The 20,995-nt window shown below is 47.5% G+C and carries 15 protein-coding genes; 4 read left to right on the forward strand and 11 right to left on the reverse strand.

Annotation, left to right across the window (positions count from 1 at the left end):
- The first annotated feature begins 405 nt into the window (after positions 1-405).
- Entirely contained in the window at positions 406-4,998 is a 4,593-nt protein-coding gene (locus NFHSH190041_RS15035) for an alpha-2-macroglobulin family protein (protein WP_410010836.1), read from the forward strand.
- A gap of 55 nt (positions 4,999-5,053) precedes the next feature.
- Positions 5,054-7,222 (forward strand): penicillin-binding protein 1C, encoded by a 2,169-nt coding sequence (gene pbpC / locus NFHSH190041_RS15040; RefSeq protein WP_261922563.1) that lies wholly within the window; start codon positions 5,054-5,056, stop codon positions 7,220-7,222.
- 58 nt (positions 7,223-7,280) lie between these two features.
- Here the strand turns inward: pbpC and gltS are convergent, their stop codons facing one another.
- Entirely contained in the window at positions 7,281-8,507 is a 1,227-nt protein-coding gene (gene gltS, locus NFHSH190041_RS15045; protein WP_261922564.1) for a sodium/glutamate symporter, read from the reverse strand.
- A 794-nt stretch (positions 8,508-9,301) separates the two neighbouring features.
- On the opposite strand from gltS, the gene NFHSH190041_RS15050 reads away from it, so the two are divergent.
- Positions 9,302-10,225 (forward strand): M14 family metallocarboxypeptidase, encoded by a 924-nt coding sequence (locus NFHSH190041_RS15050; RefSeq protein WP_261922565.1) that lies wholly within the window; start codon positions 9,302-9,304, stop codon positions 10,223-10,225.
- Between the two features lie 215 nt (positions 10,226-10,440).
- Here the strand turns inward: NFHSH190041_RS15050 and NFHSH190041_RS15055 are convergent, their stop codons facing one another.
- From NFHSH190041_RS15055 to glyA, 10 genes are all read right to left on the reverse strand, one after another.
- Positions 10,441-10,641: a hypothetical protein gene (locus NFHSH190041_RS15055; RefSeq protein WP_261922566.1), complete on the reverse strand. Its 201-nt coding sequence runs from the start codon at positions 10,639-10,641 to the stop codon at positions 10,441-10,443.
- Between the two features lie 508 nt (positions 10,642-11,149).
- Positions 11,150-11,644, reverse strand: a complete 495-nt coding sequence (locus NFHSH190041_RS15060; RefSeq protein ID WP_261922567.1) for a phosphatidylglycerophosphatase A — start codon at positions 11,642-11,644, stop codon at positions 11,150-11,152.
- The gene (thiL, locus tag NFHSH190041_RS15065) at positions 11,645-12,601 is read right to left on the reverse strand and encodes a thiamine-phosphate kinase (protein ID WP_261922568.1); all 957 of its coding nucleotides are present in this window, start codon (positions 12,599-12,601) and stop codon (positions 11,645-11,647) included.
- Between the two features lie 193 nt (positions 12,602-12,794).
- A complete protein-coding gene (gene nusB / locus NFHSH190041_RS15070) occupies positions 12,795-13,199 on the reverse strand; it encodes a transcription antitermination factor NusB (RefSeq protein ID WP_261922569.1) in 405 nt (134 codons plus the stop codon).
- A 15-nt stretch (positions 13,200-13,214) separates the two neighbouring features.
- Complete coding sequence (gene ribE / locus NFHSH190041_RS15075; RefSeq protein WP_261922570.1) at positions 13,215-13,691, reverse strand: 6,7-dimethyl-8-ribityllumazine synthase; 477 nt, start codon at positions 13,689-13,691, stop codon at positions 13,215-13,217.
- A 198-nt stretch (positions 13,692-13,889) separates the two neighbouring features.
- On the reverse strand, positions 13,890-14,993 hold the full coding sequence (gene ribBA, locus NFHSH190041_RS15080; RefSeq protein ID WP_261922571.1) for a bifunctional 3,4-dihydroxy-2-butanone-4-phosphate synthase/GTP cyclohydrolase II: 1,104 nt from the start codon (positions 14,991-14,993) through the stop codon (positions 13,890-13,892).
- A 75-nt stretch (positions 14,994-15,068) separates the two neighbouring features.
- Entirely contained in the window at positions 15,069-15,725 is a 657-nt protein-coding gene (locus tag NFHSH190041_RS15085) for a riboflavin synthase (protein WP_261922572.1), read from the reverse strand.
- Between the two features lie 53 nt (positions 15,726-15,778).
- On the reverse strand, positions 15,779-16,915 hold the full coding sequence (gene ribD / locus NFHSH190041_RS15090) for a bifunctional diaminohydroxyphosphoribosylaminopyrimidine deaminase/5-amino-6-(5-phosphoribosylamino)uracil reductase RibD (RefSeq protein WP_261922573.1): 1,137 nt from the start codon (positions 16,913-16,915) through the stop codon (positions 15,779-15,781).
- Between the two features lie 45 nt (positions 16,916-16,960).
- Positions 16,961-17,410, reverse strand: a complete 450-nt coding sequence (gene nrdR, locus NFHSH190041_RS15095) for a transcriptional regulator NrdR (protein WP_261925148.1) — start codon at positions 17,408-17,410, stop codon at positions 16,961-16,963.
- 105 nt (positions 17,411-17,515) lie between these two features.
- Positions 17,516-18,769 (reverse strand): serine hydroxymethyltransferase, encoded by a 1,254-nt coding sequence (gene glyA / locus NFHSH190041_RS15100; RefSeq protein ID WP_261922574.1) that lies wholly within the window; start codon positions 18,767-18,769, stop codon positions 17,516-17,518.
- A gap of 433 nt (positions 18,770-19,202) precedes the next feature.
- Between glyA and ettA the strand changes: the two genes are divergently transcribed.
- Positions 19,203-20,870, forward strand: coding sequence for an energy-dependent translational throttle protein EttA (gene ettA, locus NFHSH190041_RS15105; RefSeq protein ID WP_261922575.1), 1,668 nt, complete (start codon positions 19,203-19,205; stop codon positions 20,868-20,870).
- Positions 20,871-20,995: the final 125 nt, after the last annotated feature.

Consider the following 20,995-nt stretch of genomic DNA (forward strand, 5'->3'; position numbering starts at 1 on the left):
ACCTTAAAAGCTAACCTATAAATAAACAGCGTATTGGTTTATTCATTCTTAATTTATATCGATAATAGGTTACATATAGCCGTTCTGTTCTCCAATAAATGACTACTCGCATCCAATTACGTTGTTAAAAAACTTATCTTTTTTGATTTATCCTAAAGCCCCCTGAGAATAACAGCCAAGCACAATAGCTTTGTTCGGATTATCAGCATCACGATAACCATTTTGTCATGTCATTACTTATAAATAATAGTGAAAAAATAACGTAGATAAAATAAATTATAAACAAAGTAATTCTCTAACAATAATTCTAGACTAAATAAAGATTATTTAATTAAAACAGGTATAATGCCGAAAAAATGATTAACTCAGATTTATTCTACAATAATGTTTGTTAGAGATTTATTTATGTATTTAACCCAGAGGCGAAAACTTTCGCTCTTATTTACGCTATTTTCACTCAGTTTCTTTACATTACCAGTAAATGCTGAACAGGAAAAACTGCAGAACCCCATTTTACAAATCGTGGGGAATGGACCACTCGTTCCCCAATCAGATTATCAATCCTTGCCGATCAACTTTATGAATTTAAAAGAAGTTGATATTGAGGTCATGCATATCACTGATCCCAACCGTTTTTTAAATCAATATTACTTAACTGAAGATTTAAAGAGCTGGCAGTTAGATAATATTAAACATGATTTTGTCAGTGTCTATTCAGAGCGGGTAACGCTACCCGACAGTAAAGAAAACGAGCAAACATCAGCCCGCATTCCACTCCCCCATACCTTGGCATCTGGCTGGTACCTTGTGGTACTGAAATCTCCTGGTGAATTTTATAATATAAAAGCCAAACACTTGTTGCTGACCGATATCAGCATTCAGGCCAAATTAAATCTTCATCAAGCCAGTTTTACAGCGACCAGACTATCATCTGGGCAAGCAGTCAATTCAGGCATTATGGAGATCTATCGCGATGGCAAACTGTTAAAGTCTGCGCCCATTGATCCTTTAGGTAATGCCTACTTTGATATTGAAACCTATAGCACAGATACCGTCATTGCCCGAGTGGCCAAAACGCCGGGAAGCAATAGTGCTGATCAATCCAAGCAGAAAGAAGAAATTGGTATTCTACCGCTGCGGGAATCTCCCTTAGATTTATCCGACTACGCGATTGGGGGGCGGGAATATCAGCCTTATGAGGCTTTTATTTACAGTAATCGGGATATGGTCAAACCGGATGAAACACTACCGCTGAATATTCTGTTACGTAATCAAGATGGTGAAACCACCACGAATCAAGATATCACGCTGACACTGTTAAACCCATACAATGATGTGATGCTGACAGAGCAGCTCTCACCACAGGCCGCTGGGTATTACAGTAAACAGTTGCAGACATCAATTAAATGGCCAACGGGTCGTTATACGGCTCAGGTACGCCTAAACCCCAAGTCAGATAAACCTATAGGACAATTTACCTTTAACTTAGAGGAATTTGTTCCTGAACGAATGGATCTGACCTTTACCGATCCTGCCAAATTTGCCTTAGCTGGTAATCTCAATACCGTGCAGCTAAATGGCCGTTACCTGTTTGGTAGCCCTGCCAATGGCAATCTTCTATATACCTCGGTTACCTACTCTCCTCAACGCCATTTTGAAGGCAAGTTCAGTCAGTATTTTGTCGGCGTCCCCTTCCGCTTAAATAATAACTATACCGAACTAGAAGATGTAAAAATGTCAGAGCAAGGCACTGCCTCTGTCGCTATCCCAACATCAAATCCAAACAGTATTTCCAGCCCGGTAAAAGTTCAGGCCAATTTCAGCCTGCTGGAAGATGGTGGCGCCGCAGTACAACGTAGCTTGGCTTTTACCAGTTGGAAAAACAGCCCTATTCCCGCTATTCGGCCACATCAATTTAAGGTTGGATACCATACTAGCCCAGACTTTGATATCGCACTGCTCAGCCCTGATGGACAATCAATGTTGGATGGTGATATCCAACTAGATTATGAAAGAGAGCAATGGCCATATTATTGGTACTATGAAGATGATATTGGCTGGAAACAGGAAAAGCAGGATAAGTGGAAACATATTTCCACCCAAACCATCAAAGTAACAAAGGGAAACAAAAAACTTATCACCCTGCCATCACGTTGGGGAGACTACCGCATTACGCTGACAGATAAAAAAAGCGGTAATATCACCCAATACAGCTTTTATGCCGGTTGGTATGATGAAAGTGATCAGGTGCGCGAAAAACCTGAACATCTCAACATCAAGTTAGATAAAACGGCCTATATCGCTGGGGATAACATCGGCATCAATCTAAATAGTCCGATAGATGGTAGTGCAGCGATCACCTTAGAAACCGATGAAACGATCAGAACCCAGCGGGTTGCGGTGAAAAAAGGCCAATCCCAACTGAATATCACCCTGCCAAAAGAAATCAAACGGCATGATATTTATTTAACCGTGACGCTGACCGGAAATGAGAATCACGTTCCGAAACGCTATTTCGGTATTACTGCTATTTCGCTGGATAGACAAAAGCAAAAACTGGCGATTAATGCACCACTACCCAGAATTATTAAGCCGCTAACTAAGGTCACAGTCCCAGTCAGTGTCGATAACATTACCGCTACCCAACAAAATAATACCTGGGTAACCCTGTCTCTGGTTGATAAGGGGATTATTAATCTCAGCCGCTTTACCCCCGTCAACCCATTTGATTATTTCTATGGTCAACGTAGATATAGCGCCGATATTATTGATCTTTACTCCCGACTGTTTGACTTGCGACCAGATCCATTTGCGCAATCACATTACGGCAGTGATGCTGTCGATAATACTGATAATAAAAACGACAATCTGGTTGAAAGCAAAAGTATCATTTTAATGACTAAGCCAGTAAAGCTGGTTAATGGGAAAGCGAATATCGAATTAGATATCCCAGACTACAATGGTGAAGGTCAACTGATTGTTACCGCATTTAATGACAATCAAAGTGGTCAACTAGTCAAAAATCAGACAATTACATCACCAGTTGTGGCCGAACTGAGTATTCCCCGATTTTTGATCCCAGGGGATAAGCCCAGTGTCACTGTGGATATTCACAATAACAGTGGCAACAGTAAAACCCTAACGTTGGCATTAACTAGTAGTGCCGCTATCGTACTCGATCAGAGCATTTTGCCCGCTCAAATTACGCTGAAAGATAAAGAGCATGTTAGCTTCAATATTCCATTCAGTGTCATCAACGCGGGTGAGTACAAGGCGAAGCTAACCCTGGATGTTAATGAAACACCAGCAAGTGAAGATGATGTGCATATCAGTCGCTCATGGCAAATTCCTGTGCATTCTCTGATGCCATGGGCAACGGCAACAACTAATGATGTACTAAGCAGTAATAGCAGCCGTCAAGTACCGTCCAATTTATGGTACGGCATGCAGACAGTGCAACAGAAACTGGGATATGCCTATATCAGTCAATTGCCGACACTGAGCATTGCTAAGCAAGCCCGCGATCTATTCCGTTATCCTTATGGCTGCGCCGAACAAACCACCAGTAAAGCAATGCCATACCTGCTGTCAGCGCCAGAGTTAGATAGCTTTAAGCTCGCAGTAGTAAAAGACAGTCAGCACAGTCAATCTGGCGCGGCCACGAACCATATCGATCACCTTGACCGGGATATGCTGTCCAAAGCGATTACCACATTGCAAACCATGCAATATGCTAATGGTGGCTTCTCGCTGTGGAGTTTAAGTGATAATGATGATTACAATCACGAACTCCCATGGTTGACAGTCTATGTGACTGATTTTCTGATCCAAGCGGATAAGCGCTTTGCCAACCTAGTACCTGAAGATATGCTGCATCGAGCAACGGTACGGGTGTATAACTACATTAAGGACCCAAGTATTGTCCGCAAACTCACCTATAGCAGTGATAGCGCCTCAGCCGTGCTCACCTATGGTGCCTATCTACTGGCCAATAAAGGGATGCTGCAATGGAGTGAAATTAATAACCTGAATATTGACAGTTATCCTTCACCCCTTAGTTATCTGCAACAGATTAGCGCTTACGCTGCGGTTGGTGACAGTGGTAAAGCTCTGACCATGCTGGACAACTATGCCAATATCAATCGTAAGAATCTCTATTTTCATGATTATGGCTCCAATATCCGCGATAAAGCACTGGCCGTGGTAATTTTGGAACAATTGCGGCAAAACCCTCAGCTGCAACAAGCCGCGGCGGTAAAGCAGGCCGAATTGCTAGATCAGCTGATTAAGCAGGAAAATCGCGACTATTGGCTCAGCACTCAGGAACAAGGGGCGTTATTACAGGCTGCAGTTATCAGTCACCAGCATAATAATAACCAGCAGTTCAGCGTAGAAATTGATGGAAAAGTGGTTAGCCATCAAGGCGCATTCTCTGTGCCGCTGACCAAAGACACCCTAATTAAAAACCTAGGACAGACCCCTATCCATCTGAAGTGGCAAGCGCAAGGTTATATTGATCAAAATATTGCCAATAACAGCCTATATCGCAATACCCTGTCAATGGAAAAAGTGCAGCGTCAATTATTTACCCCAGATGGTAAGCCTTTTGATGGTGATCATGTCAAAGTAGGCGATAAGCTGATTGTACTCCTGACGGTAAAATCTCGTAGTGATCTGTACGATATGATGCTGACCGATAAAATTCCGGCTGGATTTGTACTGGAAAATCCAAGCATCAGTCCCAATTTGAATCTGACCGAGCTATTGCCCAATGACACGGCACTAAGCAAACCACAACATACTGAATATCGTAATGATCGTTTCGTTGTGGCTGACAGTTTGGGACTATACGATAACCCGCATCAGTATGCTTACGTCATCAGAGCAGAAGTACCGGGTACCTTTATTGCCGGGGCAATTTATATCGAAGCTATGTACCAACCACAGGAGCATAGTATGTACTGGTTCGCCCCTGGCACATTCACCATTGAAAAATAATCATCTCTCCACTCAGGCTGCACATCCCCTTCTCCGGGGGGTGCGCCTTGGCGGTATGCTGATCGTTCTAATAGCAGCCAGTTTCTGGCTGCTCGATACCTTATGGCCACTGCCGGATAGTTATCCTAATGGTCCGGCAACGGTCATCATCAGCCGTCACGGCGAGGTGCTACGCTCTTTTGCTGACAACAAAGGTGTGCACCGTTATCCAGTCAGCCTAACTGACAATGCCACACATAATCAGCCTCAGGTTTCAGCTTTTTATCTGCAGGCACTGCTAAATTATGAAGATCGCTGGTTCTATTACCATCCCGGCTTTAACCCTGCGGCCATTGTCCGAGCCGCCTGGCAGTGGCTACGTTATGGTCATGTGGTCTCTGGTGGTTCAACCCTAACCATGCAGGTCGCCCGACTGATCTCGCCTCATTCCCGCACTTTGCCGGGCAAAATTAAGCAGGTGTTTAGGGCGATACAACTGGAATACCATTACAATAAATCCGCTATCCTCACGCTGTATTTAAATCTGGCACCATTTGGTGGCAATATTCAGGGTGTTGAAGCGGCTTCGCGGCATTTTTTCGGTAAATCTGCAGCTAACCTGACAAAAACAGAAGCAGCCTTACTGGTTGCCCTGCCGCAAAAGCCATCCCGTTACCGGCCAGATCGCTATCCTGATATCGCTATGGCCATGCGTAATAAGGTTCTGGATAGACTCGTCAGTTATGGCGTACTGAATCCCGCAGAAGCGCAACGGCTCCAGCAAGAAAAAATTCAATTGTATACCCAAGGTCCAGCCACACTGGCCCCCCTGCTGGGACGGCAATTGAAACGCACTTATCCGCAGCGACATCTGATCCATAGCAGCATACGGTATGAACTACAGCAACGAATACAAAGGTTATTCGCCCGTTTAACCCAGCTATTACCGCCCAAAAGCTCTGCCGCTATCGTGATTATGGATAATGCTACCGCCGAAGTGATCGCCTATCAGGGCTCCGCCGATTTTAATGATGCAAGTCGCTTTTCCCATGTGGATATGGCTCGGGCAATCCGCTCACCCGGCTCTACACTAAAGCCTTTTATTTATGGTCAAGCGCTGGATCTGGGGATCATCCATTCCCAAAGTCTACTCAGTGATATTCCCTATGATTTTGCCGGTTACAAACCCCAAAATCTGAATCGACGTTTTCAAGGTGCTGTCAGTATGAGTAGCGCCTTAAAACAATCACTGAATATGCCGCTAATCCAAGTCTTCAATAAAGTGACGCCAGTTGCATTTGAAGACCGTCTCAAACAGGCTGGGATCCAATTACATCAGCATAAAGCGAATTTAACGGTTGGACTGGGAGGAACCGGAACGAATCTGCTGACATTAACTGCCATGTACCGCACTTTAGCCACGGGAGGGCAGTATCTTCCTCCTAGGTTCACACTCGCTCAACAACCGTTAGCGCAAACCGGTGAACCCCTGCTTTCCCCCCAAGCCAGCTGGATTATTTTTAAAGTTCTCAGTGAAATCAGTGCGCCAGATAGAGTTGTGCCATCCATCCGTCGACGAATCGCTTGGAAAACAGGAACCAGTTACGGTTATCGAGACTTTTGGTCTATTGGTGTCAGTCCAGATTACAGCGTCGGAGTTTGGGTTGGACGACCAGATTCCAGCCCTGTTGTTGGCTATCTTGGCGCAACCCAGGCGGCACCGATAATGTTTGATGCTTTTGATCAACTACCACCAGACAGACACAGATTACCTCAGCCAGGTGGAGTAAAAAAAATGACCATTTGCTGGCCTGGTGGCCGCAGTCTAGCGACTACACCGCCAGCGCAATGTCTCAGCCGTAAACAGGCTTATACTCTCGGTGGACTGACACCAGCCACCATGGATATTGATGGCCGTTTTATGGTCAATGCTAACCGAGACAGTGCCGATGTGATTTGGCCTCAGGGATTGGTCAATTGGCAATTACAGCATCAGACATTAGTCGAAGAGCACGCCATTGACGATGCTTGTCCTCATATTCAACGCATCGCCACCGGCCAGCATTACTATAAAAATCAACTAACGGCATTACCATTAAAAGCCAACTTACCCAAACTAAACTGGTATGTGAATGATCAACCCTATCATCAGACACAACTGGTATTGGCTAATTTTAATGGCAAAGTCGTAATTGATGCCTGCCAGGCTCTGACCTGTGATCGGCGCACCATCTATATTCACTGATAAAAATGGGACCTTTCGGTCCCATTTTCATCATTTATCGCAAAGAGTACGCAAGCTGTTACACCAAAAATGACATATATGTTTGCAAAATAATCAAATTCACCAAGTCGATAAAGAAAGCCCCAACAATCGGTACCACCATAAAAGCTTGTGGAGATGGACCATAACGGTTAACGATAGAGCCCATATTCATTACCGCTGTTGGCGTCGCCCCCAGACCAAAACCGCAATGACCACTAGAAATGACCGCAGCGTCATAGTTACTGCCCATCATTTTGAAGGTTATAAAGTAGGTAAAGACCCCAACGGCAATAGATTGTACGGCCAGAATAATTAAAAATGGCACCGCCAAATCAAAAATATTCCACAGTTTTAAACTCATTAACGCCATTGCTAAAAATAACGATAATGATACCGTACCTAACATATCCACGGTTTCTGTTTCTACTTTCCTTAGTTTGGTGACCTCTAATATATTCGTGATAACCACACCAATAAATAAAGCGTATACAAAATCAGGGATCATTAACCAACTAATATTAAATTGAGAAACCCATTGTTCTAAATATTTAGCACCATTTACGCAGAGCAATAAAATAAATAAAACTTCAATGACTTTTTTCGCAGTAACCTTATCCTCTTCATACTCGTTATAAGTTACAATTTGAGGATCGCGCATACGATTCTGGCTAGCACAGCCATATTCAGATTGAAGTTTATTTTTTTCAATTAATCGCTGAGCTACTGGACTACCAATAATCCCGCCCATAATCAAACCAAAGGTCGCAGAAGCCATGGCGATTTCTAGGGTATTGTGCAGACCATACATATCTGACAAGGTCTTAGCCCAAGCTGCGCCGGTACCATGGCCACCAGATAAGGTAATCGAGCCAGCAATTAGCCCCATCAGCGGATCTAACCCCAATGCCGTGGCTAAAGAAACCCCGATAGCATTTTGCATAATAATACATAAGGATGCTGCACCAAGGAAAATAAATACCTTAGCCCCCCCTTTTAATAATTGGGTATAATTTGCAGATAATCCTACTGTCGCAAAAAACATTAACATAAATGTATTTTGCAATGGCAAATCAAATTTTAAATCTACTGACTTAAAATGTAATACTGTAATAATAAAGGCTACGACTAAGCCACCAACTATGGGCTCCGGAATATTAAATCGTTTTAATATTGGTAATTTCGAATTAATAACATGCCCAAGAAACAGCACACTGATGGCAATCATAAATGATTCCAATGCACCAACTGATATTACGTGACTCATAACACCTCTTTTATCTTTTTATTTATATGTTGCTCATCCTTCCTTAATGATCGAAGGGTCTTGACCTCCCTGTGAACAACTAATCAATCACCAACTCCTAATTTATCGGACTGGTTTCGAGTCTAGGTTTTCATAATTTAACAACTGCTAATTGCACACTTATGCAAACATGATTTACATCACAATGATAATTTACAGATAAATTCTGAGATGTAGTTCAAAAAAATGAGAAAAAAACCCTACCCATTGATGTAAAAACAGGCAAATAGAAAGAGGATTTTACTAAGAAAGCACTCAGAATTTCGCGTAATTATTCATTAATTACTACGCCGGGAAGTAGCCGGTCAATGCTAACTAAAACAAGACAATCACGGGGTGCTGGCCATCATACAGGCCTCAAAATATTACGCTTGTATAGGTTGACTAACTTACTGCTAAAAAAATGGTTTTTCAATCACAGCAAGCGAATATCCCAATAAATCTCAACTCAACACCTCCTTGTTAACCGGGTAATTTCACTTTAGCTACCGATGGCACACCCCAAAATCAGTCAGATAACATTCCCTGATATTTTGCCGCAATAGGCCGATATATAAACCTTACTCAAGCACTTTTGAACCATGCTTTATATTCTTTGTCATCGATATAGGCATTTTATTTCTAAATACAACAATTATGCACTTTTAACAGATAAAAACGCATTTCGCATAAAGGCAGCGCACTTTTATAGCAGACAACTTGTATGACTCAGGCCATACTGCAGCCTATAAACAATAATGGAGAAAATAGACGCAATGACCACACAATTTTACCCCATTGGTACTGTCGGGCAGGCATGGGGAACGGTAGAGAAAGCCCAGTGGCTGGCAAGCCGACAAATCCAGCGCAGCTACCATGATGAAGTGATTGCCAAACTAACAGCTCTGGATGATAGTTTAGAGCTGGTACAGTACGGGGCACTCAGTCAGGATCCGCAACGCTATCCTCTGCTCGCAGTAAAAAGCCGTCATTGGGATGACAATAAACCCAAGGTATTGATCACCGGCGGTGTACACGGTTATGAGACCAGTGGCGTTCAAGGCGCGATTGAATTTATTCTGCACCATGCGCCAACCTATCTTCAGCGCGTGAATCTGCTTATTGCTCCCTGCGTCAGCCCTTGGGGATATGAGGTCATCAACCGCTGGAATGCCAAGGCCATCGATCCCAATCGTTCATTTATCGCTAACAGCCCCTGTGAAGAAGCCGCGGCACTGATGACACTACTAGATAGTCTGGGACGGGATTTTCTGATCCATATTGATTTGCATGAAACCACAGACTCTGACGAACAGGAATTTCGCCCCGCTCTAGCCGCACGAGATGGGAAAATATATCAGCCAGATACCGTGCCAGATGGTTTTTATCTGGTAGGCGACAGTGAACAACCTCAGGATGCTTTTCAACAAGCCATAATCGCTGCAGTCAGCCAAGTCACTCATATTGCCCCACCCGATGCCAATGGCCTAATCATCGGTGAGCCCCTAGTGCAACCTGGAGTGATCAATTATCCGGTCAAATCTCTGGGACTGTGCGCGGGGGTGACTCAATGCCGTTACTGCACCACCACTGAAGTTTATCCCGATAGCCCTAAGGCCAGCGATAGTATCTGTAATCAAGCTCAGGTCGCAGCCATATGTGCCGGATTAGATTTTGTTCTGTCTCAAGCGAATGAGTAAAGGCACTTTTAAGCGTAATGCTAACGAAAAAAGCTCTGACACTCTTAGCCTTGAGCGAGTCAATCGTCCTGAGCTCATAGCGCTACACCAATAACATAAAGAAAATAGCAAACAAGCAAATAGCGCCATCATTCAGACAATAAAAAACTCTGCCAAGGCAGAGTTTTTTATTGGACTACACAGCTGATAGCAAGTCACTGCGCCGCCATTAATTATCAATATTGATCGCTACGCTCTCCTACCTGTGCTTGACGGCTAAGCCAAGCAAAAGGCACCAACCAGATCCCCAGTAAAACCATCATGGCCGTAATCGCAAACTGTTTATCACTCAAGGTGATACCAAGTAAGGTAATCACTAAAGCAAAGCCTATCGAGATCAGCACATTCCACATACCGGCTTTTCTGACACTCATCATTATCTCTCCTATTGACTGTCAGCCCTTGGCTGCTGTCCGATATTCATTCCGGGCGGATAGCAGGCCCCCACCTGATATCCGCCGCCTTTCAGTCAGTCATGCTGAGGCTGGCAGCACTGTGTATCTGACCATCCCCCCGGATCCCCCGATACCCTGTTGTGCCTTAAACCATACCGGCGATACTGACCACTTCTCCTGGCATAACCATCATTACTTACTGTGATACGTATCAAGCATTCAAAACGCGCAATAAAAAATCACATTGAATTGATTCGCTCACGTCATCTAAGCGGCTTATTGTGCTTGGCGCGGCTAATGAATCATGTCGACCAAGAAAGCCTGGCGATAGCGAAAGCATTATTGGTGAAAAAAACCACATACATTGCGAATAATTCTCAATTTCAAATAAAGTAATGCAGTCAAGCAGCAAGTGCAAGTAAATTTTCGATTACCCCAAAGAAAAAAACCGTTCACAAAGGAACGGTTTTATCAGGGGATTAACTGGTGGTTATAGCAGCCAATAAGCCAGTAACTGCATACAGATAAAAGCAAATACCCCAGCTAACACATCATCTATCATAATACCTAGGCCGCCATGTACTTTGGCATCCAGCACCCGAATAGGCCAAGGTTTTAAGATGTCAAAAAAGCGGAATAAAATAAATCCCGCCAAAATCCACAGCCATCCGGCAGGCGCCGCAATCATGGTGATTAACAGCCCGGCAATCTCATCCCAAACAATAGCGCCATGATCATGTACCTGCATATCAGCAGATGCCTTGCCGCAGATAAAAATCCCCACCAAGATCACCAGCGCGGTAGCCAATAGATACCCGCCCATCCCTAACTGAGACAACAGCAAATAGACAGGGATCCCTGCCAAGGTACCAAAAGTACCGGGAGCTTTGGCAAACTTACCACTGCCAAAACCCAGCGCTAAAAAGTGCACTGGGTTTGCCAGCGACAACCGTGCCAGTGCTTTATCTTTTGCAAATAACTTCATTTAAAAATGCTCAAATCCCAAATAGGTTGGGGTAAATGGCTCACCATCTTGCAGCAATTTCAGCTGCTCTCCGGTGCACAGTTGGCCTATCTGAACAAAGCCTACACCGCTTTGGCTTAAAGAGGTTTCCAACGCGCCGCGTTGAGCTTCAGGAACAGTAAACAGCAGCTCATAATCTTCACCCCCGGTCAGGGCGTAACTGATAGCCTGATCCAGTGGTAGCGTATCACGCATCGCTTGGGACAGGGGTAACTGATCCACATGAATAACAGCGCCTAAACCGGTCGCGTTAAGCAGATGGCGGATATCCGACACCAAACCATCAGACAAATCAATGGCGCTCGAGGCTAATCCGCGCAGAGCCTGACCTGCCAGCACTCTTGGCGTAGGTCGGTAATGTCGCCCCACCAAATAAGCCTGATGTTCTGGCCGGGCATCATGTTTACCCTGCAATAAAGCCAGCCCCAATGCCGAATCCCCTAAGCTACCAGTGACATAAATCCAGTCACCGTTACGCCCACCACTACGGGTCAGTGCTTTGCCCGCTGGGATCTGGCCATTGACCGTGATGGTAATAGACTTAGGTCCCCGGGTGGTGTCGCCCCCGACCAGAGCAATACCATAGTACTGCGCGGCATCCAGCAAACCATCAGAAAAACGTTTTAGCCATAACTCATCCACACTGGGCAAGGTCAATGCTAAGGTCATCCACGCGGGCTCAGCCCCCATGGCGGCTAAATCAGACAAGTTAACAGCCAGTGCCTTATAGCCTAAATCTTCCGCCGGCATGTCCGGTAGAAAATGGACATTTTCCACCAGGGTGTCCACGGAGATAGCCAAGGTCTGATTTTCCCCAGGACGCAGCAGAGCACAGTCATCCCCTATGCCCAACAGCACATCCCGGCGCTGCGGCCCACGGCCGCTGAAAAAATTATCGATTAATTGAAACTCTTTCACAGTCGCTTTACCTGCAATGATTCCGGTCGGTCCGGCTGTGCGGCAGCAGTGAAAACACCTGAGGCGGGGAGAGATACTGGTAACGCGGCAATGGCGCGTCGCCGAGTACTTGCCCGCAGCGGGGCACAGTCAGATGACGGGAATGAATCCTTCCATAGAAAAACGGTACCCCTAAGGATACCGTTTTTTTGTCTTACTTACGTGCAACCAGTTTGTCCAGAATACCGTTGACAAACTTGTGACCATCTTCAGCACCAAAGGTCTTGGCAGACTCAATGGCTTCGTTGATCACCACTTTGAACGGCACATCCTTACGGAAAGTGAGTTCAAATACTGCCAGACGCAAAATGGCTTTCTCAACCGGATCCACTTCATCCAGTGGACGCACCAAAAATGGGATAATCATCTCATCCAGTTGCGCGGTTTTGGTTGCAGCGCCCGCAAACAGTTCACGGAAATAAGCAACATCAACCCCGTCCAGGTTCTGCTCAGTCAGAAACTGATGTTCCACATCAGCGACGTTGTTACCGCTCAATTGCCATGAATAAACGGCCTGAACCGCTAAGCGGCGGGCCTTACGGCGCTCAGAAGGCTTCATTGGATTTCCTACTATTTACAGCTGTTGTTCAAGTTCTTGCAGCACATTGACCATTTCCAGCAGACCCAGAGCAGCTTCGCCACCTTTGTTACCAGCCTTGGTACCTGAACGTTCAATCGCCTGTTCAATGGTATCTGTGGTCAGTACCCCGAAAGAAACGGGAACATCAAACTCCAGAGACACCTGAGCCAGACCCTTGTTACATTCGCCTGCAACAAAATCAAAATGCGGCGTACCGCCACGGATCACCGCACCCAGTGCAATAATACCGTCGAATTGGCCGCTGGCCGCCACACGGCGGGCTGCCAGAGGCAGCTCAAACGCACCTGGTACACGGACTACAGTGATATTCTCATCTGCAACCTGACCAAAACGCTTCAGCGTATCAATCGCCCCGCTCAGCAAACTTTCAACAACAAAGCTGTTGAAACGCGATACTACGATCGCAACTTTGGCATTTTTCGCTTCGATATTACCTTGAACTACGTTCATTATCTTACCTAATTTAGCTAAAGCACCCGGGCAGGGCGAAAAAGTGGCGCTATCATACCACAGGCTTTCTTCCCAGACCCCATGCAAATTTTCACAAAAAAGTTAAATTATCCGCTCTTGGGTCAACATGCCATGAAAATTTTCAAGTTATTGCTTGTAAAACAAGGCTATGCCAACCCAAAACCGGGGAATGTCGGCTTATTCCGCTACGTATTCTGTCACTTCCAGTCCGAAACCGGACAAGCTGTGGTAACGCTTTGGAGAGCTGAGCAAGCGCATCTTGGTAACACCCAAGCTGGCAAGGATCTGCGAACCAACACCTACGCGGCGAGAGGTGCCTTCCCACTTGGCTGATGCCGGTTGTTCACCTTTATCTTCTGCGGCAAACGCCTGCACTTTAGCCAACAACTCTGGAGTGGTTTCATTATTGGCCAGTAAGACCAAGATACCGCCTTCATCAGCGATACGCTCCATCGCCAAATCCAGTGGCCAGCTGCGGGTCTGATCCCGCTCGGAGAACAGCATATCATTGAAGGTGTTAGGCAAGTGTACCCGTACCAATGGATTATCAGTCACATCGCCTTTAACCATGGCAAAGTGCAGCTGGTTATCGATAGTGTCACGAAAGGTCACCATGGTGAAATCACCAAAACGGGTTGGCAACTGGCATTCAGCTTCGCGAACGACTGTGGTTTCTTTGGTGTTGCGGTATTCAATCAGATCGGCGATGGTGCCAATTTTTACGCCGTGCTTTTCACTGAATTTTTCCAGATCCGGACGACGGGCCATAGTGCCGTCTTCATTAAGGATCTCCACAATCACAGCCGATGGCTCAAACCCGGCCAAGCGGGCTAAATCACAACCAGCCTCAGTGTGACCGGCGCGGATCAGCACGCCACCTTCTTGGGCCATTAGGGGGAAAATATGTCCTGGCTGAACCAGATCCGCCGCTTTCGCATCCTTGGCAGCAGCAGCTTGCACTGTTACTGCGCGGTCATGGGCACTGATGCCGGTGGTCACGCCACGGGCGGCTTCAATGGAAACGGTAAAATTAGTGGAAAACTGGGCTTTATTATTAGTCACCATCAATGGCAGATTCAGCTGTTGGCAGCGCTGCCGGGTCATGGTCTGACAAATCAGGCCGCGGCCATAGGTGGCCATAAAGTTGATCGCTTCTGGCGTCGCCTGCTCGGCGGCCATAATCAGATCACCTTCATTTTCCCTGTCTTCATCATCCATCAGAATTACCATTTTGCCCTGACGGATATCTTCAATGATCTCTTCGATTGTATGTAGCGCCATTGTAAGACCTTTATTGTGTTCGTTGGCTGTAATAACGGCCAACATTGTAAGTGATTTGTTTAATAAATCTGTCGCTTATCGCATAAAACCAGCACGGGCCAACAAATCCATTGTGACCCCACCTGTGCTTTTGTCGTTATCCTGGCAGCTCAGTAGCCGTTCCAGATAACGAGCAACCTGGTCCACCTCAATATTGACCTGACTGCCGACCTGCAAATCCAGCAAGGTGGTTTCCCCTGCCGTGTGTGGCACTATGGTCAGACGGAAACGGTTACCATCAACCTCATTCACCGTCAGACTGACGCCATCAATAGTAATTGAGCCTTTATGGGCGATATAACGGGCCAGCTCTGCCGGTGCTTGTAGCCAAAACTCCACCGCTGCGCCACGGGCGCTGCGCTCAGCCACAGTAGCAATACCGTCAACATGGCCAGACACCATATGGCCGCCTAAACGTGTGGTCGGAGTAACGGCTTTTTCCAAATTCACCCGAGTGCCAACCTGATAACGGTTAAACCCTGTCAATGACACGGTTTCAGCGGACACATCCGCCACATAACCATCTGCCAGACATTCCACCACGGTCAAACACACACCATTAGTGGCAATACTGTCCCCTAAGCGGACATCGCTTAAATCCAATTTACCGCTGGCCACCGTCAGGCGGATATCATCCCCCCGGCGCTGGATTTGGCGCAGTGTACCAACGGCTTCAATAATCCCGGTAAACATAGCTACTCGCTCTTTGTATCCGACGCCCAAACGCGCCGAGGACTCATTTTTTATTACTGTTTCAGCGCCAAAATATAGCGTCGGTCAGGCCCGATATTGCGGGCATCACGCACGGGGCAGTCAATCACATCACTCATGGCGCGATAGGCTGGCAATACCAACATATCCCGGCCCTGATCCCCTAATATTTTCATCGCCTGATACAGCACCAGTTCATCGGCCAGCCCCGCAGCAATAAAGGCACCGGCTAATGTGGCACCGGCTTCCACCAGCACACTGTTTACCCGCTGCCCCAAGTGCTGTAACAATGCCGTTAAATCCACACGCCCGGCCACCGCAGGCAACACCAGTGTTTCTACATGGGCGGGGAATTGTGCCAACTGGGCATCACTGTATGGCCGGGTAGTGACCAGCAGAATCGGCGCGGTGAAGCCAAACAGATTGGTGGCATCTGCCGCTATCAGTCGGGCGCGACTATCCAGTACCACGCGCAGCGGCTGCTGTAGCGTCATGTCATTCAATACGCCAGTGTCACAACAGACACTGTCTAATTGTGCCAAACGCACATTCAGCGTGGGGTTATCTGCCAGCACGGTGTCAATGCCGGTTATCAAAGCACTGTGACGGGCACGCAGGCGCTGCACATCAGCGCGAGCCGCCGGGCCGGTAATCCACTTGGACTCACCGTTACCCAGTGCCGTTTTACCATCTAGACTGGCAGCGACTTTCACCGTGACAAAGGGCAGACCGGTTTCCATGCGGGTCAAAAAGCCCGGATTTAACGCTCTAGACTGGGCTTCCAACAACCCGGCACTGACGTCTATCCCAGCATCACGCAGCATGGCAATGCCCTGCCCGGCGACTTGAGGATTAGGGTCTTTCATCGCCACGACAACCCGACTCACGCCAGCATCAATCAGCCCTTTAGCGCAAGGTGGGGTGCGGCCATAATGACTGCAAGGCTCTAGGGTGACATAGGCTGTCGCCCCCTGCGCCTGCTCACCGGCTTGACGCAAGGCATGCACTTCAGCATGGGGACCACCGGCGCGGATATGAAAGCCTTCACCGATAACGGTGCCATCTTTTACCAGCACACAGCCGACATTGGGATTGGGTGCCGTGGTATAACGGCCACGGCGGGCAAGGGTGATGGCTCTGGCCATCATTTGCATATCAAAAACAGACCACATGGGAAACCCAGATAAATAAAACCGGGCAAAATGCCCGGCTGCAACTTATTTTTGCAGTTTGGCAATGGCCTCGCCAAACTCGGACACATCTTCAAATGCACGGTAAACCGATGCAAAGCGGATATAGGCAACTTTATCCATGTGCATCAACTGCTCCATCATCAGGTTGCCAATCATCTCTGATGGCACTTCCCGCTCACCGGTTGCCCGCAGCAGGGATTTGATTTTGCTCAGCGATTGCTCCAACTGATCCATGGATACGGGCCGTTTTTCCACTGCCCTTAACATACCACCCCGCAGTTTTTCCTCATCAAAAGGCTGCCGGCTGCCATCACGCTTGATCACCCTCGGCATGACCAGCTCCGCCCCTTCAAAGGTAGTGAATCTTTCATGACAGGCGGTACATTCACGGCGTCGACGAACCTGATGGCCTTCGCCAACCAGACGAGAGTCGATCACCTTAGTATCAGTTGCGTTGCAGAACGGGCAGTGCATTAAGCCTCCGGCGGTGCGGTAATTCGGTTTACTCAGATCAAAATGGCCGTCGGATGCACTGCGCACCCGACGGCCATCAAAGTCTATCCTATTTGTGACGACAGGTTAACCGTAAACAGGGAACCTAGCGCACAAATCAAGTACCTGCTGCTTTACTTTCTCAATGTTAGCTTGGTTGTTAACGTCATCTAACACGTCACAGATCCAACCGGTCAGCAATTTGGCTTCTTCTTCCTTAAAACCACGGCGAGTGATCGCTGGGGTGCCGATACGGATCCCTGAGGTCACAAAAGGTGAACGAGGGTCATTCGGTACAGAGTTTTTATTCACGGTAATATTGGCATGCCCCAAAGCCGCATCGGCCTCTTTACCGGTAATGCCTTTATCAATCAAATCCACCAGCATCAGGTGATTTTCAGTGCCACCGGAGACAATCTTGTAACCGCGCTGCAGGAACACCTCAACCATGGCTTTGGCATTGGCGACAACTTGCGCTTGATACGCTTTGAATTCTGGCTCCAGCGCTTCTTTAAAGGCCACGGCTTTACCGGCAATCACGTGCATCAGTGGGCCGCCCTGACCGCCTGGGAATACAGCAGAATTCAGTTTCTTATACAGATCTTCATCATCGGCCGCAGAAAGGATAATGCCGCCACGAGGGCCTGCCAGCGTCTTATGGGTAGTCGAGGTAACCACATGGGCATGTGGTAGCGGATCTGGATAAACGCCCGCAGCCACTAAACCAGCCACATGCGCCATATCCACAAACAGGTAAGCCCCGATTCTATCAGCGATCTCACGCATGCGCGCCCAATCAACCACACCTGAATAGGCTGAGAAGCCACCGATAATCATCTTCGGCTTGTGCTCCAACGCCAAGGTTTCCAGCTCGTCGTAATCAATTTTGCCATTATCATCAATACCGTAAGGTACGATGTTATACAGCTTGCCAGAGAAGTTAACCGATGAACCATGGGTCAGGTGACCACCGTGGGCCAGATTCATGCCCAAAACGGTATCGCCCGGTTGCAACAGCGCCATATACACGGCGGCATTCGCCTGGGAACCGGAATGAGGCTGCACGTTGGCATAAGTGGCACCGAACAGCTGTTTCGCCCGTTCAATGGCCAGGGTTTCTACCCGATCAACATACTCACAGCCGCCGTAATAACGCTTACCTGGATAGCCTTCGGCGTACTTATTGGTCAACTGAGAGCCTTGAGCCTGCATCACCCGCGGACTGGTGTAGTTTTCAGAAGCAATCAGTTCGATATGCTCTTCCTGACGGCGGGTCTCATCCTCGATTGCCGCAAACAGATCTGGATCATAATCCGCGATATTCATGTCTTTTTTCAGCATTGCTCACTCCGGCTGTAAAACTGATGGTTGACGAAACTGCCCCGTAACTCGGTTCCGTTTGATTGCGCCGTATTCTACTCTGCTATTGATCACAATCACAGTCTTGCCCGGGGGGATTTTTGCCCGGCTACGAGGCAATAGCCGAGGTAATTTTCTTTACAAAACCAACGCTTGTTAAGCCAATCGCGCCCTACAGCCCGGTGGGAATATTTTGCCACCGGGCTGTTCGCCCAAGCGTAAACTTTATTTATCAGCGCAAAATACGTGCAAACATGCGCAAATGGCCACTTTTAACCACTTTAGCTGTCGACTTAGTGTTCATCTTCGCCTAACAAAGCCTTGCTATTACAGTACTGACTCTGTGGGGTAGTCGCTGGCAGGGGGGGATGCAATTTAGTAAACTGCGGTCAGTTTTAAACACAGGAAACAATACATGGCTCAGTTTGTTTACAGCATGCTGCGGGTGGGGAAAATCGTGCCACCCAAAAAGCAGATCCTCAAGGACATTTCATTAAGCTTCTTCCCAGGCGCCAAAATCGGTGTACTGGGTCTTAACGGTGCCGGTAAATCAACACTGCTGCGCATTATGGCGGGTATCGATACCGAGATCGAAGGTGAAGCCCGGCCAATGCCCGGCATCAAAATCGGTTACCTGCCCCAGGAGCCGAAACTGGATCCGGAACAGACTGTCCGTGAAGCGATCGAAGAGGCGGTAGCAGAAGCTAAACACGCCCTGACCCGTCTTGATGAAGTGTACGCAGCCTATGCTGAGCCTGATGCCGATTTCGATGCGTTGGCCAAAGAGCAAGGTGAACTGGAAGCCATTATCCAGTCCCATGATGCCCATAACTTGGATAACGCGCTGGAACGGGCGGCCAATGCCCTGCGTCTGCCAGAGTGGGATGCAAAAATTAAGGTTCTGTCCGGGGGTGAGCGCCGCCGGGTGGCCATCTGTCGACTGCTGCTGGAAAAGCCAGACATGCTATTGCTGGACGAACCGACCAACCACTTAGATGCGGAATCTGTGGCTTGGCTGGAGCGCTTCTTAAAAGACTACAGCGGTACTGTCGTTGCTATTACCCACGACCGTTACTTCCTCGACAATGCCGCCGGGTGGATTTTGGAACTTGACCGCGGTGAAGGTATCCCGTGGGAAGGAAACTATTCTTCCTGGCTGGAGCAGAAAGATGCCCGTTTGCAGCAGGAGTCTGCCGCAGAAAGCGCCCGCCAAAAGACCATCGCCAAAGAACTGGAATGGGTGCGTCAGGGGGCCAAGGGCCGTCAGTCCAAGGGTAAGGCGCGGATGAACCGTTTTGAAGAGCTGAACAATAACGATTACCAGCGCCGCAATGAAACCAATGAGCTGTTTATTCCACCCGGGCCACGTCTGGGCGACAAGGTCATTGAAGTACGCAATCTGAGCAAGTCTTATGACGGTCGGGTACTGATTGATGATCTTTCCTTCAGTGTGCCTAAAGGGGCTATTGTTGGCATTATCGGTGCTAATGGTGCCGGTAAATCGACCCTGTTCCGGATGTTGAGCGGGGCAGAAACCCCTGATAGCGGTGACATTGATGTGGGTGAAACCGTACAACTGGCTTCGGTTGAGCAGTTCCGTGATTCCATGAATGATAAAAATACCGTGTGGGAAGAGATCTCCGGCGGTCAGGACATCATGCGCATCCATAATATGGAAATCCCCAGCCGTGCCTATGTAGGTCGTTTTAACTTCCGGGGTGGCGATCAGCAAAAAATCATCGGTCAACTGTCCGGTGGTGAGCGCAACCGTGTTCACCTAGCCAAGCTGCTGCAGGCCGGTGGTAACGTCTTGCTGCTTGACGAACCGACCAACGATTTAGATGTGGAAACCCTGCGGGCCCTGGAAGAAGCCCTGTTGGAATTCCCGGGCTGTGCCATGGTGATCTCCCACGACCGTTGGTTCCTGGACCGTATCTGTACCCATATTCTCGATTACCGAGATGAGGGCAAGGTGAACTTCTACGAAGGTAACTACACAGAATATTCTGCTTGGCTGAAAGACACTTGTGGCACAGATGTGATTGAGCCTCATCGTCTTAAGTACAAACGCATGAGTAAATAATCTCATACCCACTCAATAAAAAGCCGGCCTTGTGCCGGTTTTTTTATTTCTTCTTGAGATCAAAAAGCAATTCTATAGTTAAAAGGATTATAGAAAAGCCGACTAACAGCATTTATGTTTTGAAC

This window comes from Shewanella sp. NFH-SH190041 (assembly GCF_024363255.1).
Lineage (GTDB): Bacteria > Pseudomonadota > Gammaproteobacteria > Enterobacterales > Shewanellaceae > Shewanella.